Genomic DNA, 16,944 nt, shown 5'->3' with positions numbered 1-16,944 from the left:
TCTGCCTCGTGCGCTCCGGGCGGTTGCGGCGGGGGTGGAGGCGGGATCCGCAGCGCCACCGATGGTCTCGGGCGACGTTTGCTGATCAGGTCTATCAGCATACTTAAGTAGGTATTAGCGCATGACATCGCGGGTAGCCGTTCGGTGCCGAGCGTTCGCACCGTTCGTTCCCGCACTGCGATACCGAGCCGATTCCCCTTCCAGTGGCCGACGGAGTCGCTCCGATCCGCCGAACAAAGAACGGTCCACGTATCACTTGCGGGAAGCAGGAACGGCTGGCAGGCTAACCCTCAGCACGCGACTGGACGATCGTCCTGTCGCTTTGCTCGCGGAAGAAAGAATGCGCATGGGCTTTGATTTCATCTTCCCATCATTGGGAAACTGCATGCTCGCCACTGATAAAAGATTGTGGTATGTCAGAGCGCTCTGATGTGTCGGCCTTTCCGACAGTGAAGGTAGCGTCGAGATGTCCGTCTCGATAACCGCAGAGAAACACTCTCCTGCGGAATTACACGGTCGGCTCGCTATCCACCGGAGGCGGCCGCGGTCCGGGATCGCCGTATTCGAGCGACCTCCTACACCTGGTCTCCGGCGGCGCCGGATCGCCGGTGACTTCGTCCGATACGGCCTTCTTCCGAGCCGATGCGCGGAGCCCCGACCCCGGCGTGTATGGGATCGAACCGCACGCCTGCGCCCCGAGCGGGCACTTCGTCACTGATACCTGACCGACGACTCGGTAGTTCTCGCCAACCCGCGCCGCTGTTCGCGCGCCGGGTTTCTTTGCCGACCCTGCGATACCCGGGATGTGAAACGTGGACTCAAGCGCTGGTGACTCGTCCGACCGCATGTTGGAGTACTTGAAGAAGGTCACCGTCGAGCTCATGACGACTCGTGACGACCTGACCCGGTTGCGGGAGAAGATCGACGAGCCGATCGCGATCGTCGGGATGAGCTGCCGTTATCCGGGCGGTGTCGAGTCGCCGGAGCTGTTGTGGAAGCTGGTCGCGGCGGAAGTGGACGCCGTCGGCGAGTTCCCGTCGGACCGGGGCTGGGACCTCGAGGGGCTGTTCGACCCGGACCCGGACCGGTTCGGAAAGGTGTACACGCGAGAGGGCGGCTTCCTGCGAAATGCCGGTGACTTCGACGCGGGCTTCTTCGGCATCGGACCTCGGGAGGCGGCGGCGACGGACCCGCAGCAGCGGCTGCTGCTCGAAGCTTCCTGGGAGGCCCTGGAGAACGCCGGTATCGCCCCGACCTCGCTGCGTGGCAGTGATACCGGCGTGTTCGCCGGTGTGATGTACGAGGACTACGAGCACACCGCCAGGGCAGCCGGACCCACCGCGGAGGGCTATGCGGGTATCGGTTCGACGGGCAGCGTGGTGTCCGGCCGGGTGGCCTACACGCTGGGGCTGGAAGGCCCCGCCGTGTCGGTCGACACGGCGTGCTCGTCGTCGCTGGTGGCCATCCACCTGGCCTGCCAGGCGTTGCGTCGCGGTGAGACGTCGCTCGTGCTGGCCGGCGGTGTCACGGTGATGTCGACGCCGTTCCTGTTCATCGAGTTCTCCCGGCAGCGGGGGTTGTCGCGAGACGGCCGGTGTAAGGCGTTCGCGGCGTCGGCCGACGGGGTGGGGTGGGCCGAGGGCGTGGGTGTGCTGGTGCTGGAGCGTTTGTCGGATGCGCGACGTTCGGGGCACGAGGTGCTGGCGGTGATCCGGGGCTCGGCACTGAATCAGGATGGGGCGAGCAATGGTTTGACCGCCCCGAACGGTCCGTCGCAGGAACGCGTGATCGCGGCGGCACTGGCGGCGGCGGGGTTGACCGCGGCGGATGTGGACGTGGTCGAGGCGCACGGTACGGGGACGTCGCTGGGAGATCCGATCGAGGCGCAGGCACTCATCGCCGCTTACGGACAGCAGCGGGACGAACCCCTGCGGATCGGTTCCCTGAAATCGAACATCGGCCATTCGCAGGCGGCGGCGGGTGTGGGCGGTGTGATCAAGATGGTGCAGGCGTTGCGGCATGAGATGTTGCCGAAGACGTTGCATGTGGATGCTCCCTCGCCGCATGTGGATTGGTCGGCGGGGTCGGTGCGGTTGTTGACCGAGGCGGAGCCCTGGCCTGCGGGGGAGCGGGTGCGTCGGGCGGGTGTGTCGTCGTTCGGTATCAGTGGGACGAACGCGCACGTCATCGTCGAGGAAGCACCCGGCCCGGCGGTATCCGACGACGGCACGGCCGACAACGACGCCGGTCCGGTCGGTGCCGCGACCGTCGTGCCGCTACTGGTGTCGGCGAAGACCGACGAGGCGCTTCGTGCCCAGGCGCAGCGGTTGCACGGGTGGCTGCTCGAGCATCCGGAGCCCGACCTGTGGAGCGTGGCGGCCGCGCTGATCGAGACGAGGGCGCAGTGGAACCGGCGCGCCGTCGTCGTCGGCCACGATCGCGAACAGTTGCTGGCCGGGTTGGCGGACCTGGCGGCCGGTGCCTCCGGCGGCGTGCTCGAAGGTGTGGCCGGGTCGGGGAAGACGGCGTTCTTGTTCACCGGTCAGGGTGCGCAGCGTGTCGGTATGGGGGCGGGGTTGTATGCCGCGTTCCCCGTGTTCGCGGCGGCGTTCGACGAATTGTGTGCCGAGTTCGATCGCGCGCTGGGGTCCGGGGTTGCGCTGAAAGACGTCGTTTTCGGGGCGGCGGGTGAGGATCTGTTGCACCGCACCGAGTACACCCAGCCTGGGCTGTTCGCCTACGAGGTGGCGCTGTTCCGGCTCATGGAGTCGTTCGGGATCGTCCCGGATGTGCTGATCGGCCATTCGATCGGTGAGTTGGTCGCGGCGTATGTGGCGGGCGTGTGGTCGACGGCCGACGCGTGCGCGTTGGTGGCGGCGCGGGGGCGACTGATGGGGGCGCTGCCCGAAGGTGGCGCCATGCTCGCCGCGGCGGTGACCGAACAGCGAGCCGTCGAGATCACGGCTGACTTCGGGGACCGGGTGTCGTTGGCGGCCGTGAACGGTCCGTTGTCGATGGTGTTCTCCGGCGACGAGGACGCCGTCGGGCAGGTCGAGCGCCGGCTGTCCGACGAAGGGGTCAAGACCTCGCGGCTGCGCGTCAGCCATGCGTTCCATTCCGCGCGGATGGATCCGATGCTGGCCGAATTCCGCACGATCGCGCAGCGGTTGACGTACCGGACGCTCACGGTGGGGGTGGTGTCCAATGTCTCCGGCGGTTTCGCCGACGGCGCGCTCGTCGACCCGGATTACTGGGTCGAGCAGCTGCGCGGCTGTGTGCGGTTCGCGCCGGGTGTGGACACTCTGGTGGCCGCCGGGGTCCGCCGCTTCATCGAGGTCGGCCCGGACGCGGTGCTGGCGGCGACGACACGGCGTTGCCTGGCCGAACACCCCGAGGCCGAGGCCGATTCGATCGTGGTCGCCGCGTCCCGTCGTTCGGCCGACGAGGTCGCGCAGTACGTCACCACGCTCGCGCAAGCACACATCGCCGGTGTCGAGGTCGATTGGCGCCCGCTGTTGGCGGGCCGGACACCGGCCCGCGTGTCGTTGCCGACGTACGCGTTCCAACGTCGGCGGTACTGGTTGGAACCACTCGGGATCGAGGCGTCGCTGCGGTCATCGGATCATCCGATGCTCACCGGCGCCGTGCCGTTGGCGGGGCGGGACGAATGGCTGTTCACCGGCCGCCTGTCGTTGCGGACGCACCCGTGGCTGGCTGACCACGCCGCCTTCGGGTCGGTGCTGCTACCGGGTACCGCCTTCGTGGAAATGGCGCTGACCGCGGGCGCCCGGCTGGGCACCGAGGTCGTCGATGAACTGGTGCTGGCAGCGCCGCTGTCGTTCACCGACGACGCCGCGATCGATATCCAGCTGACCGCCGAACCCGCCGACGAGGCGGGCGCGCGCCGGTTCGTGATCTATTCACGCGCGGTCCGGAACGGAGAAGCGGATACGGGGGAGTGGGTGCCGCATGCCGACGGAGTTCTCGCCCCCGCCGCGGAGCGTGTGCCTGCGTGGGTCGAATCGGCACGGCAGATCTCGGCGGAAGGTGCGCAATGGCCGCCGACCGAGGCCGAACCGGTGCCGGTCGACAGCCTGTACGACCAGTTGGCGCACCTGGGATTCGATTTTGGTCCGATGTTCCAGGGCGTGACGTCGGCTTGGCGCGACGGCGACGACGTATTCGCCGAAGTGGCGCTCGCGACCGGGTCCGACGAGCACGCACCGGGTTTCGGGATCCATCCCGCCCTGCTGGACGCCTCCTTCCATGCCGCGATCGCCGAGCTCGCGCAGGATATGCCCGCGGGCAGGCTGCCGCTGCCGTTCTCGTTCGCCGGGGTGCGGCTGTACCGCCGCGGTGTGGGCGCCCTGCGGGTGCGTCTGGAACGGACTGGAGCCGGACGTATTCGGGTGGCCGCCCTCGACGACACCGGTGCGCCCGTGCTCGGCATCGAAGCGCTCACCGCTCGCCCGGTGGATGCCAAGGCACTCGACCGTGGAACCCGTCGTCGTGCGTCCCTGTCGGATCTCGAACGCGGTGAGCGGCGACGCCACCGCCGAGGGCGCCAGATTGGTGGGAATGTTCGAATCGCGTCCACCGTGCAGGATCTGCAGCGCGATTTTGCCGCCCGCTTCGTGGACCGCCTCGGTGATCACCCGGTGCCGCTCGGCGTCGGTCTCGTCGAGCATCGCGCACGCGAACGGCCAGAGCCATCCCTCGCGACTGGGGGAGTAACCACCGGTGACGATCAGCCCCACTCCGCCGCGTGCGCGTTCGGCGAAGAACGCTGCCAGCCGGTCGATGTGCCAGGCCCGGTCTTCCAGGCCAGTGTGCATGGAGCCCATCACAACTCGGTTTCGGAGCCTGACCCTCCCCAGCTCGATCGGCGACAGCAAATGAGGAAAGGTGCAGCTCATGGGATGAACCTAACGGCATCGACGTGCCTCCGCAATCGCTGGGCGTTTACACCATGTCCGACCGTCCGGCGTTCGCTCGGCGCGCTGTCTTCGGAGCGCGAACGACGTCCCACGGCACGCCGCCACCTCCGTGAGCTGACGCTGCGGGTCACCTGGCGCGGTCGTGACCCAGCCGCTGTACCCGGCGGGAAACATCGGAAAGATGTGCGCGCGCAGTCCTGACGTCACCCTCCCGGTAAGGGAAGGCGGAGTTCGGTGACGGCGATGCGGGCGGTTTCGGCGATGGCGGCGTCGACGACGGGCAGGTGCGGGTCCGCGCGGGCCGCCCGGGTGAATATCGCGACCGCGACGGGGTGCTCGCCGGGAAATTCGACGACCGCTACCTCGTTGCGGATGACCCCGATGGTTCCGGTTTTGCCTGCGACCGACACACTGCGGTAGGGGAATCCGGCAGTGACGCGGTGCGGCCAGACTTGGTGGCGCATGACGGTTCGGACGAACTCGGTCTGCTCGTCGGACAGCACCGCGCCGCTCCACAGCGCGCGCAGGAGACGGGTCATTTCCTCCGGTGTCGTCGCGCTCGTGTACGACGGGTCGTACGCCGACACCGACCACGCTTCGTCGTTCTCGGCGAGCACGGCGAACGCCTCGGCGGTGGTGTGGGTGTCGGTGTCGCGGACGAGGCTGCGGTGCAGGTCGGCGGTGCCGCCCACGATCCGGGTGCGGGTGAGGCCGAGATCGTCCAGCAGGCCCTCCACCGCACCGAGGCCCGTCGCGCCGAGCAGGACATCGGCCGCGGCGTTGTCGGAGACGGTCATCATCGACGTCGCGAGGTCGCGCAGGCTCATGGTCACCGGATCGCGCATGACGGCGATGCCGGTGGGCCCCGGCGTGCACTCGGACGGTGCCACCGTCAGCCGGGCAGCAGGATCGATGCGCCCCGCGTCGACGAGGCGGCAGAACGCGACGAACAGCGGCAATTTGTACACCGACGCGAGCACCACCCGTTCGTCGCCGCCCACGGAGATCTCGGTCGCGGAACCGTCGCACCGGCGGGCGTGCAGCCGGCCGCTGCATCCCGCGTCGGCGAACACGGCGCGGATCCTGTCCTCGGTGGTGCTCATCGCAGCCGCTCCCGATACAGCACCCGGTCGACGGCATCGGCATGGGTATCAGCGCCCGGACGGTAGACGACGCGGACTCGCAGCGCGACCGCCTGCGGCGCGATGCGCAGCCAGGTCACGCCAGGCGTGGACGACGGAGGCATGGCGGTGAGCCCGAAGCTCGTTCCCGCCGCCACCGCCGCGAACACGGTCCGATCGTCGGGCGCGGGCACGGTCGCTGCGTCCAGGCCCCGCTCGCGCAACAGATCCACAACGGTGTCGAAGGCAGGGGGATTGGTGGCGCGCGGTGGGCAGGCGAAACTCAGTCCGGCGAGCATGGGGAAGGTGGGGCGTTCGGCCCCGGCGCTGCGATGATCCGACGGCACCACGAGCCACCGCGGAATTTTGACGACCGGGCGGACCTCGACACCGTCGACCAGCGCGGGATGCTCGACCACGGCGACGTCGCACAGTCCCGAGCGCACGTCGGCGACCAAGTCGACGCTGGCGCCCACCGTCGTGGACACCGCGGTATCCGGGACGACCGCAGTGCGCAGCGCGCCCACGCACGCCGTGACCACCCGGTCGGGCAACGCCGCGGTCGCGCCCCAGTGCACCGCGCCGTGGGCACTCGCGATGCGGTGCGACTCGGCGAGCAGGCGCTCGGCATCGTCCACGAGCAGCCGAGCACGCGGGAGCAGCTGTAGACCCGCCGATGTGAGCACGGCCCCCTGCCGGGTGCGGTGGATGAGGTCGACGCCGAGATGCCGTTCGAGCCGCCGAAGTCCCTGCGACAGCGGTGGCTGGGTCATGTCCAGCACGGCGGCCGCCCTGCCGAAGTGTCCTTCCTCCGCGACGGAGACGAAGAACCGAAGGTGGCGGATCAGGTCCATGCGGTCATTGAACCAGCGGATTCGAAGACATCGGTTCCGCTGTTCCACCGGGCACTCCGACCGGCGCCGAACCGCAGGCGAGCCTGCGACGATATCCAAGTCGACTCGCCCACGCCGGGACCGGATATTGGCGTCGAAGGCGGCGTCGATGATGTGGTGCGGCAGTGATCCTTTCTGACTTTGCTCACCGTGCCCCGCTCGGCAGTCGCAGGCTCCTCGCCGCTGTGGCGGTGTCCGCGCTGTCCCTCGCCACCGCCGGTTGCGGGTCCGGCGCTGGTGCGCCAGTGGCCTCGCACACCACATCCGCGGCGACGATTCCGTCGTTCGCCGAGATGGAGACGACACACTCCGCACGGCTGGGTGTGTACGCGATCGATACCGGCACCGGCCGCACCGTTGTCCATCGAGACGGGGAGAGATTCCCGATCGCCTCCACGTTCAAAGGTCTCGCGTGCGGGGCCCTCCTGCGCGAGCATCCGCTGGCAACGGGTTACTTCGATCAGGTGATCCATTACTCCCGGCCTGAACTCGTCGCCAACTCGCCGGTGACCGAGAAGCACGTCGACACCGGCATGACCGTCGCCGAGCTGTGCGATGCCACGATCACCCTGTCCGACAACACCGCGGGCAACCAGCTGCTGAAGCTTCTCGGCGGCCCGGAAGGCTTCACCGCGTTCCTGCGGTCCATCGGCGACACCGCCTCCCGCCTGGACCGCTGGGAGCCCGAGTTGAACACCGCCGTTCCGGGCGACGAGCGGGACACCACCACAGCCGCCGCCCTCGCCACCGACTACCGTAATCTCGTCCTCGGCGACATTCTCGCCGAACCCGAGCGCGCGCGATTGAAGTCCTGGCTGGTCGCCGCCAAGACGGGGGGCGCACGCATTCGTGCCGCGGTGCCCGCCGACTGGACCGTCGGCGACAAGACCGGCAGCCCCGCTTACGGCGGCGCGCTCGACGTCGCGATCGCTTGGCCGCCCGGACGCGCCCCGCTCGTCATCGCCGTGCTGTCCACGAAATTCGAGCAGAACGCCGAAGCCGACAACTCTCTCGTCGCCGAGGCCGCCCGGGCCGCGGTTGGTGCGCTGGGGTAGATCACACGCTTGGACCTGCCCGGTGTCGACCCGGAGTCGATGGATCTGGACGTCGAACGCAGTGCCGCTGATCGTCTTGGCGGTCCGGGTGGCCGACGCCTGTCCGCGCCGTGCGCTGCCGCCGCGCCGCGCCCTCCCTGGCAAGCCAGATCAGATGACACCCTTCCGTGCGGCAGTCCTGTTCTTGCGCTGGTTGGCATTGAAGCGCGCCTTCTTCTGACGGTTCCCACACGTGTTCATGTCACACCATCTGCGGGTGCGACTTCGGCTGGTATCGAAGAAGGCGGCTCGGCAGGTCGGCGATGCGCACAAGGCCAATTTTCCGTCTCGTTCGCCTGCGATGATGCTGATCGCGTCGGCGGCGATTACGCCTAGGGCGTCTTCCACGCTGGAAGCCGAGCTGAGTCGCCATTGACGACTGCCTTCGGGCGTCAGATGGCCGCTGCCCGAGAGGTTGCCGGGCTACCTCGATCGAGACGCCAGGGTTGATCGGCTCGGTGGCGTGGGAGTGCCGGAGCTGGTGGGTAGCCAGTGCGGGTCCAACCTCACCCTGCCTCCGCCGCCTTGGCCCGGGCGAGCGGGTCGTCGCCCGCAGCGACTTCGATGGCGCCGAAGCAGCGGCCGCAGCGCTCGCCCACGCCCTTCGTCAGCAAAATCTGCTGGTGTTGGAGTGGATCGTGGAGCTCGCTGGATAGAGCCATACTGTCCAGATGACCGATACGGAGTACCGCTCGCGCGCGGACCAGACCCGAGCGCGGCTGCTCGACGCGGCGGTGTTGCCGCCTGTGAAAATCACAGGGTGATCGCATGCAGAGCGACGCCGCACAACTGCTCGCGCGGATCGCGGGACGACTGACTCGGCACGCGCTGGCCTTGTCCGAACGTTTGACGGAGCAGATGCTCCAGATCGAGCCGGAGCTGCGCGGCGACAGCCGGGTGGAGTCGTTGCTGCGCGCCAGTGTCACCGGCAACGTCGTGATCGCGTTGCATATCTATGAACTGGGGCTGGACATCGACGAGGTCGATGCGCCGGCGGAGGCGTTGGAGTACGCCCGTCGCATGGCCCAGCGCGGTACCTCGATCACCGCGCTGTTGCGGGCGTACCGCATCGGGCAGCGACTGTTCAACGACCACATGCTCGGTGAGATCACCGCCGCGACGAAGGACCTCGACCTGGTCACAGCGGCGGTGGCCGAAATGACCGACCGCTCGTTCACCTATATCGATCGGGTCTCCCAACAAGTCGTGACCGCCTACCAAGACGAGCGGGACCGGTGGCTGCAGAATCAGATGGCCGTCCGCACCGCTAGGGTGCGCTCGATCCTGTCCGGACAGCGTGTCGATCCGGGTGACAGTGAGCGTGCGCTGGGATACCGGCTCGACCGAACCCACTTGGGCCTGGTTGTCTGGTCCGACGCGGGCTCCGATCAACTGCGTACGGCCAAACAAGCGGTGACGATCATCGCCGATCAGTTGTCCTGCCAAGGACAACCCCTGCTGATCCCGGCCGACGAATCGACCCTGTGGGCGTGGCTCCCGCAACCGGAACTGGAAACGGATCCCGCCGCGGTGAGCATTCCGGGGGCGACATGGGTGGCGGTGGGCAGACCTGCCGCCGGGCTGGAGGGCTTCCGGCTGACCCATCGTCAGGCGACGCAAGCGCAGGTGGTCGCGATGTCCGTGCCGGCACCGCAGCGTGCGTCGGTGTCTTGTTCGGCGCAGGTCGGGCCGATCGCGCTGATGTGCTCGGACCTGGCCGCCACGCGAGCATGGATCAGCGAAGTCTTAGGGTCGCTGGCGCGTGACGACGATGCCACGGCACAGCTGCGCGAGACGGCGCGTGTCTTCCTGGACACCAACGGTAGCTTCCAGACAACGGCCGAGCGGCTGGTACTGCACCGCAATACCGTCCAGTACCGGATCCGCAAGGCGGAGGCGGTACTGGGGCATTCGCTGCGGGAGGGACGGCTGGACGTCGAGGTCGCCCTGCTGGCCTGCCGATGGCTGGGGTCGACAGTGCTACAGCCCGTGGGTGACTGAGTCATCCGTCGTGCGGTGCGCACGATCACTCCGGCTATGTTCGTGCGCTCGCGATATGGTCCAGGTCACATCACCTTCCTAACGTGGCGTTCACGCAAGTGAGCTGCTGCGTTAGCAAGGAGATCGACATGCACTTCGCCGCCCTTCCGGATGTACGCGCCGGGATCTTCCCCACCAACCCCTGTCTTGCGGACGACGACCGGGGGCGGATCACCAACGCCGAGTTCCTCGACCTCGTGCAGAAGTACGCCGATCGATTGTCGAAGGCAGGGATCGGTGTCGGCGATGTTGTCGCCGTGATGCTGCCCAACCGGCTGGAACTGATCGTGGCATTGTTCGCAGCTTGGCGGCTGGGTGCCGCCGCAACGCCGATCGACCCGTCGCTGACCCCGGCCGAGGTGGAATATCAGCTGACCGATTCCCGCGCTCGCGTACTGGTCCGCGCGGACGGCATCGAGTCCGGCGAGGTCGATGCCCCTCAGCGGCTTTCGGTGTCAGAGCTGGATCGGCACGAAGGCCGCGCCGGTGGCGCGGAGGCGACCGAGTTCTCGAACGAAGCGCTGGCGTTGGTCATCTACACCAGCGGTACCACCGGACGCCCCAAGGGCGTCGAGCTGACGCAGGCGAACATCATGGCGATGGCCGAGACCATGGTCGCGGGCATGCGGCTGACCGCTGAGGACCATAGTCTGCTGATTCTGCCGCTGTTCCACGTCAACGGCATCGTGGTCAGCGTGCTGTCGGCGCTGCTCGCCGGCGGCCACACCACTGTCGCGGGGCGGTTCTCGCCGCGGACCTTTTTCGACAGGGTCGAGGCGGCGCGGCCGACCTATTTCTCTGCGGTGCCGGCCATCTACGCCATGCTGTCGGCGCTGCCCCACGAGGTCCGGCCCGACACTTCCTCGGTCCGCTTCGCCCTCTGCGGCGCGGCTCCGATGCCTGTCGAGTTGCTCACCCGATTCGAGGAGCGCTACGGCATCCCGATCTATGAAGGCTATGGCCTGTCGGAGGGGACATGTGCGAGCACGGGCAATCCGCTCGACGGTGTCCGTAAACCCGGCACCGTCGGTAAAGCGCTGCCGGGGCAGGAGATCGCCGTCGTCGACAGCGACGGCAATTTCCTCAGCGACGGATCGGCGGGCGAGGTCGTGATCAAAGGCCCGACCGTGATGCGGGGATATTTGGGCCGGCCCGAGGAGACGGCGAAAGTGATCGTCGATGGCTGGCTGCACACGGGAGACGTCGGTCGCATCGACGCGGACGGCTACCTCACCCTGGTGGACCGCATCAAGGACATGATCATCCGCGGCGGAGAGAACATCTATCCCAAGGAGATCGAGTCCGCGATCTACGCCCATCCACAGGTACTCGAGGCCGCCGTGATCGGGCGACCACACCCTGTCCACGGCGAAGTACCCATCGCGTTCGTGTCCTATCGCGATGGTGTCGCGGTCGAGCCGGAACAGATGCTCGATCTTCTCCGGAAGTCCTTGGCCCGCTACAAGCTTCCCGAACTGATCGTGACCGTCGACGAGATCCCGAAAAACCCCGTCGGGAAGATCGACAAGCGGGCACTGCGCACCCTCTCGGCCGAAGCACGCCTCTGATCACCTACCGTTCCCTCTCGAAAGACATCTGCCATGGGATTCACGAAACCGGATCTTCCGGACATCGACTACGCCGAATGGAAGACCCGCCCGCGCGGTGAACGGCTCCGCACCGTCGCCGAACACTGGGTCGAGCACGGCTTCGGCACCCCTTATGCCGTCTACCTGCTCTATATCGTCAAATGCGCCCTGTACGTCGTCGGCGCGGCCGCGGTGATCTCCCTGACCCCCGGTCTCGGAGCGCTCACCGATATCGCCTCCTGGTGGACCGAGCCGATCGTCTACCAGAAACTCGTCGTCTGGACTCTGCTCTTCGAAATCCTGGGATTCGGTTGCGGATTCGGACCGCTCACCATGCGATTCCTGCCGCCGGTCGGCGGGCTGCTGTACTTCCTGCGTCCCGGCACCCTGCGGCTGCCGCCGTGGCCGGGCAAGGTGCCGTTCACCCGCGGGGACGAACGCGGGGTCGTCGACGTAGCTTTGTACGCGGTCGTCCTCGGCTCCGGAATCCGGGCGTTGCTCGCCCCCGGTCATGGCGCTCCACCGGTGGACGGCAGTCACGTAGGTCTGCTCGATCCCTTGGTCGTCGTCGCTCTGATCGTCGCCCTCGGTGCGCTGGGGTTGCGGGACAAGACGGTGTTTCTGGCCGCCCGTCCCGAGCACTACCTGTTGATGCTGCTGATGTTCTTCGTCCCGTTCGCCGACATGATCATCGGATTCAAGCTGGTCATGCTGGCACTGTGGTGGGGTGCGGCCACGTCCAAGCTCAACCATCACTTCGGGCACGTGGTAGCGGTCATGATGAGCAACAGCCCGGTCATGCGGATCAAATGGCTGAAGCGCAAGATGTACCGCAACCCGCCGCAGGACCTGCGCCCGTCACGCATTCCGACTCTGCTGGCTCACGGCGGCACCGTCGTGGAATACCTGGTCCCCGCCTACCTGGTCTTCCTCGGCCACGGCGGCCCGCTGACCTGGGCGGCGATCATCTTCATGGCCGTCTTCCACCTGCACATCATCTCCACCGTGCCGATGGGCGTGCCGCTGGAATGGAACATCTTCTTCATCTTCAGCCTGTTCTACCTGTTCGGACACTACGGCTACATCCATGTCTCGGGGCTTCGATCACCGCTGGTCCTCGCGCTGATCCTGTTCTCCACACTCGTCGTCATCCTCGGACATATTCGGCCGCAATGGGTTTCGTTCCTGACGTCGATGCGCTACTACGCAGGCAACTGGGCCACCAGCGCCTGGTGTTTCCGCGGGGACGCCGAGCTGAAACTCGAGCAGCATGTCACCATGAGCGCCGGGCTGCCGGTCAGCCAGTTGACCAAGCTGTACGGCCCCGAGATCGCCGACATCCTCATCCAGAGCGGTCTCGGCTGGCGATCGATGCACACCCACGGCCGGGCGCTCAACGGTCTTATCACCCGGGCCGTCGACAACGAAGACGACTACGCCGTCCGCGACGGAGAGATCGTCGCAGGCCCGCTGCTGGGCTGGAACTTCGGTGAAGGGCACCTGCACAACGAGCAGTTGCTGGCAGCGCTGCAGCGACGCTGCCGATTCGAGGAAGGGGAGCTGCGCATCGTCGTGCTCGAATCCCAGCCGATCCACCGGGCACGGCAGGCATATCGCATCGTCGATGCCGCGACCGGAGTCATCGAGGAGGGCTACGTGCTGGTCGAGGACATGCTCGCCCGTCAGCCGTGGCCGGAGCCGGGCGATCGGTTCCCGGTTCACCCGCTCCGCCGCGACGACACCCCGGTGCTGCCCCCGGCGAGGGTGGAATGACCACGGCGATCGTGGTCGGCTCCGGGCCGAACGGGCTGGCCGCTGCCGTGACGCTGGCCCGCCACGGGGTCGAGGTCACCGTGCTCGAGGGTGCCGCCACCATCGGCGGCGGCACCCGCTCCGGCGAGCTAACCCTCCCCGGCCTGCTGCACGACCACTGCGCTATGGCCCACCCCATGGCCGTCGGGTCACCGTTCTTGACCGGAATCGACGCGGCTCGATACGGATTGGAATGGGCGTGGCCGGAAATCGACTGCGTGCACCCGCTCGACGACGGCACAGCAGCAGTGCTGTACCGGTCCGTCGAAGACACCGCCGCGGGCCTCGGGCACGACGGCTCGATCTGGCGCCGCCTGTTCGCAGGCCCCTCCGCTGCATACGAGTTGCTGGTGACCGACTTTATGCAACCGCTCCTGCGGATACCGTCACATCCGCTGCGGTTGGCAAGATTCGGCATTCCGACCCTGATCCCCGCCGCGGTGCTCGGACGACTGTTCCGAACGGAACAGGGAAGGGCGCTGTTCGCCGGGAACATGGCCCACGGCTGGCAACCACAGCACCGGATGCTGTCCGCGGCGATCGGTCTCGGCATCACCACCGCGGGCCACCGCTACGGGTGGCCGGTCGCGGTGGGCGGCTCACGGGCGATCGCGGACGCCATGGCGGCCGCACTGCGAGAGCTGGGCGGAAAGATCGAGACCGGCCTCTGGGTCGAGTCGCTCGACCAACTGCCGCCGGCCGACCTCGTCATGTTCGACCTCGCCCCGGCCGCGATCGCCGACATCGCCGGTGACCGGCTGCCGTCGCGGGTCTCGCGCGCGTACCGGCGATTCCGGCACGGGCCCGCCGCCTACAAGGTCAGCCTGGCCGTCGAAGGCGGCATCCCGTGGACCCATCCCCACGCACACAAGGCGGGAAGTCTGCACATCTGCGGCAGCGCGGCCGACGTGGTCCGCGCCGAACACGCAATCCATCGAGGCCGGCTTCCCGACCGGCCCTTTATCGTGGTCGGACAGCAGTACCTCGCGGACCCCACACGATCACGCGGGAATGTACATCCCATTGACCTGTACGCACATGTACCACAGGGATATTCGGGGAACGCCACCGATGTACTGCTCGACGCGGTCGAGCGGTACGCACCCGGGTTCCGGGATCGCATCGTCGCCATCACCGTGGTCGGCCCCGCCGCCATGCAGGGCTACAACCCCAACTATGTGGCCGGCGACATCCTCACTGGCGACAAGAACATACGCCAACTGCTCTTAGGTGGACCACGCATCACCCTGCGCCCCTACCATATAGCCGACCGGATGTTCATCTGCTCGGCCGCCGTCCCGCCAGGGCCAGGGGCGCACGGGATGAGCGGATACAACGCAGCATCGGCGGCCATCCGAAAGTTCGCCGCCCCCACTGCGGCACATACTGCTTTCGGATCTGCACGTTGATGCACTGTCGGCCACATCGGCCAGCAGTCGACTCGACAATCACAAGAAGAGCCCGGTGGCGATACCGCCTGGAGTGGTGACCGTGATCGGCGCCGCACCGAACGCCAGCGGGGTGACCGCGGTGATCTGCGCATCGGAGTTCACCGTGAACGAAACCGCCGGAAGGAACCGAAGAACACACCAGTAGGGCCGGTGAAGCCGCTGCCGGTGATCGTGACCACGGGTGCCGGTCACCGGCCGGTACTCGGGGTGACCGAAAAAGTTCACCGCGGTGACTCCGCTGAAGCCGGTACCGATCAGCGCACCGGTCGCGGGACCGAAACTGGGAATGATCGAAGCGACCACCGGAGGCGTCAGCTGCCGACTGAGCTGTGGGGTGGTGGCCTTTCTGGTCTCTTCGACGCGTTCGAGCTGATTGCCGAGCACGACGGTCGCGGGCGGATGGGCTGTGCCCGCGCGCCGGGGGTGCCTGCTGGCCGCGCCTATTCTCTATCAGGCCGGGCACGGTTGCATCGTCAGGGGGATCGACCGGTGGCCATGAAGATGGTGGGTCGTGCGACCTGCACGGCGTGGTCGGCGAACCGATGCGAGCTTCAGGTGCAGTAGGTCCCGGCCCTCGAACCGACGTCTCCGGCGCACTTGCGCCCGTTCCGCCGGGGCGTGGGCCGCCGTCGAAAACTCCGCTGCTTCAACCCTGACGCACCGTTTCTCGGTCACCATGCGTCAGATATCCAAAACGGACTAAAACAGATCGAAGATACGTTGCCCCGCAACTGGTCCTGGGGTGTTAATGGAGACAGCGGGCCGCCAATCGAGTCGTGCACCGATCCGGTGCAGAGCAACCGAGCACCACCACGACAACGAGGAGGCTGTGCCATGCCTACGATCACTTCCATTTCGCCCACGTCCGGACCAACGACGGGCGGTACCAGCGTCACCATCACCGGCACCGGGTTCACAGGTCCCACGACCGTACGATTCGGCAGCACGGCAACAACATTCACTATCAACTCCTCCACCCAGATCACGGCCATCGCGCCCGCCGGGTCAGCCGGTACCGTCCAGGTCACCGTCACCACCGCGGCCGGGACCAGCAACGGGGTCTCATATACCTATCTTCCGGTCCCGTCGCTGAGCAGCGTCAGCCCCAGCCAGGGGTCCACCTCCGGCGGGACGACGGTCACCCTCACCGGTTCGGGCCTGAGCGGAGTCACCGCGGTCAATTTCGGTAGCACACCGGCCACTTCGTTCACGGTCAACTCCAACACTCAGATCACCGCCGTCGCCCCGGCCGGGACCGGCATCGTGTCGATCACCGTGACCGGGCCGGGCGGTACCAGTAACCCGGTCACCTTCGTCTACGTCATCGTCCCGACCATCACGTCCATCTCGCCGACCGCGGGACCCGCGTCGGGTGGCAATAGTGTCGTGATCACCGGCACCAACTTCACCGGCCCGCTGACGGTACGGTTCGGTAGCACCGCAACACTTTTCACCGTCAACTCTCCCACCCAGATCACCGCAACCGCTCCCGGCGGGTCGCCCGGTACCGTCCAGGTCACGGTCACCGGCTCGGGTGGAACCAGCAACGGCGTCTCCTACACCTATGCCGGAGTTCCCAGCCTTACGTCGCTCAACCCGAGTTCGGGGCCGGTCACCGGCGGCACAACCGTCGTGCTCACCGGCACGGGTCTGGCCACTACCAGCGCGGTCACTTTCGGTGGTACACCGGCAACCTCGTTCACGGTCAACTCCAACACGCAGGTCACGGCGGTCGCTCCCGCGGGGACGGGGACGGTGCAGGTCACCGTCACCACCGCTGGTGGCACCAGCAACGGGGTGTCCTACACCTACGTCGCGGTGCCCACTCTGAGCTCGGTGGTGCCGAATTCCGGGCCGGCGGCGGGCGGAACGACGGTGGTGCTGACCGGAACAGGATTCACCGGAGCCACCGCGGTCACTTTCGGTGGCACACCCGCTACTTCGTTCACGGTCAACTCCTCGACCCAGATCACCGCGGTCGCACCCGCTGGAACAGGAACCGTTCAG

Annotated in this window: 9 protein-coding genes and 4 pseudogenes; 7 read left to right on the top strand and 6 right to left on the bottom strand. The window is 67.3% G+C overall.

Annotation, left to right across the window (positions count from 1 at the left end; genetic code table 11):
- Positions 1–845: 845 nt before the first annotated feature.
- Positions 846–4,478: pseudogene (locus ON29_RS28090) on the top strand (type I polyketide synthase); the annotation flags it as partial.
- Positions 4,479–4,526: 48 nt separating this feature from the next.
- Here the strand turns inward: ON29_RS28090 and ON29_RS35465 are convergent.
- From ON29_RS35465 to ON29_RS28080, 3 genes and pseudogenes are all read right to left on the bottom strand, one after another.
- Positions 4,527–4,916: pseudogene (locus ON29_RS35465) on the bottom strand (oxidoreductase); the annotation flags it as partial.
- A 224-nt stretch (positions 4,917–5,140) separates the two neighbouring features.
- Entirely contained in the window at positions 5,141–6,040 is a 900-nt protein-coding gene (locus ON29_RS28085) for a serine hydrolase (RefSeq protein ID WP_040870950.1), read from the bottom strand.
- Positions 6,037–6,912 (bottom strand): LysR family transcriptional regulator, encoded by an 876-nt coding sequence (locus ON29_RS28080; RefSeq protein WP_040870948.1) that lies wholly within the window; start codon positions 6,910–6,912, stop codon positions 6,037–6,039. Before ON29_RS28080 ends, ON29_RS28085 begins: the two co-directional genes overlap by 4 nt.
- A gap of 167 nt (positions 6,913–7,079) precedes the next feature.
- Between ON29_RS28080 and bla the strand changes: the two genes are divergently transcribed.
- The gene (gene bla, locus ON29_RS28075; RefSeq protein ID WP_040871020.1) at positions 7,080–8,006 is read left to right on the top strand and encodes a class A beta-lactamase; all 927 of its coding nucleotides are present in this window, start codon (positions 7,080–7,082) and stop codon (positions 8,004–8,006) included.
- A 150-nt stretch (positions 8,007–8,156) separates the two neighbouring features.
- Here bla and ON29_RS35090 read toward each other — a convergent pair.
- Positions 8,157–8,441: pseudogene (locus ON29_RS35090) on the bottom strand (CGNR zinc finger domain-containing protein); the annotation flags it as partial.
- A 372-nt stretch (positions 8,442–8,813) separates the two neighbouring features.
- On the opposite strand from ON29_RS35090, the gene ON29_RS28070 reads away from it, so the two are divergent.
- The 4 genes from ON29_RS28070 to ON29_RS28055 all read left to right on the top strand — a co-directional run bounded on the left by ON29_RS28070 (position 8,814) and on the right by ON29_RS28055 (position 14,895).
- Positions 8,814–10,046, top strand: a complete 1,233-nt coding sequence (locus ON29_RS28070; protein WP_040870947.1) for a PucR family transcriptional regulator — start codon at positions 8,814–8,816, stop codon at positions 10,044–10,046.
- A 128-nt stretch (positions 10,047–10,174) separates the two neighbouring features.
- Positions 10,175–11,653: a class I adenylate-forming enzyme family protein gene (locus ON29_RS28065; RefSeq protein ID WP_040870946.1), complete on the top strand. Its 1,479-nt coding sequence runs from the start codon at positions 10,175–10,177 to the stop codon at positions 11,651–11,653.
- A gap of 33 nt (positions 11,654–11,686) precedes the next feature.
- Entirely contained in the window at positions 11,687–13,447 is a 1,761-nt protein-coding gene (locus ON29_RS28060) for a DUF3556 domain-containing protein (protein ID WP_040870944.1), read from the top strand.
- Positions 13,444–14,895, top strand: coding sequence for a phytoene desaturase family protein (locus ON29_RS28055; RefSeq protein ID WP_051175648.1), 1,452 nt, complete (start codon positions 13,444–13,446; stop codon positions 14,893–14,895). Before ON29_RS28060 ends, ON29_RS28055 begins: the two co-directional genes overlap by 4 nt.
- Positions 14,896–14,934: 39 nt before the next feature.
- Here the strand turns inward: ON29_RS28055 and ON29_RS28050 are convergent, their stop codons facing one another.
- Positions 14,935–15,321, bottom strand: coding sequence for a hypothetical protein (locus tag ON29_RS28050; RefSeq protein WP_040870942.1), 387 nt, complete (start codon positions 15,319–15,321; stop codon positions 14,935–14,937).
- 70 nt (positions 15,322–15,391) lie between these two features.
- Positions 15,392–15,479: pseudogene (locus tag ON29_RS37850) on the bottom strand (phosphate transport system regulatory protein PhoU); the annotation flags it as partial.
- Positions 15,480–15,771: 292 nt separating this feature from the next.
- Between ON29_RS37850 and ON29_RS28045 the strand changes: the two are divergent.
- A partial coding sequence (locus tag ON29_RS28045) for an IPT/TIG domain-containing protein (protein WP_040870940.1) occupies positions 15,772–16,944 on the top strand: 1,173 nt, incomplete at its 3' end.

The sequence above is a fragment of the Nocardia exalbida NBRC 100660 genome (assembly GCF_000308575.1).
Lineage (GTDB): Bacteria > Actinomycetota > Actinomycetes > Mycobacteriales > Mycobacteriaceae > Nocardia > Nocardia exalbida.
This window is presented reverse-complemented; position numbering and strand designations above follow the sequence as displayed.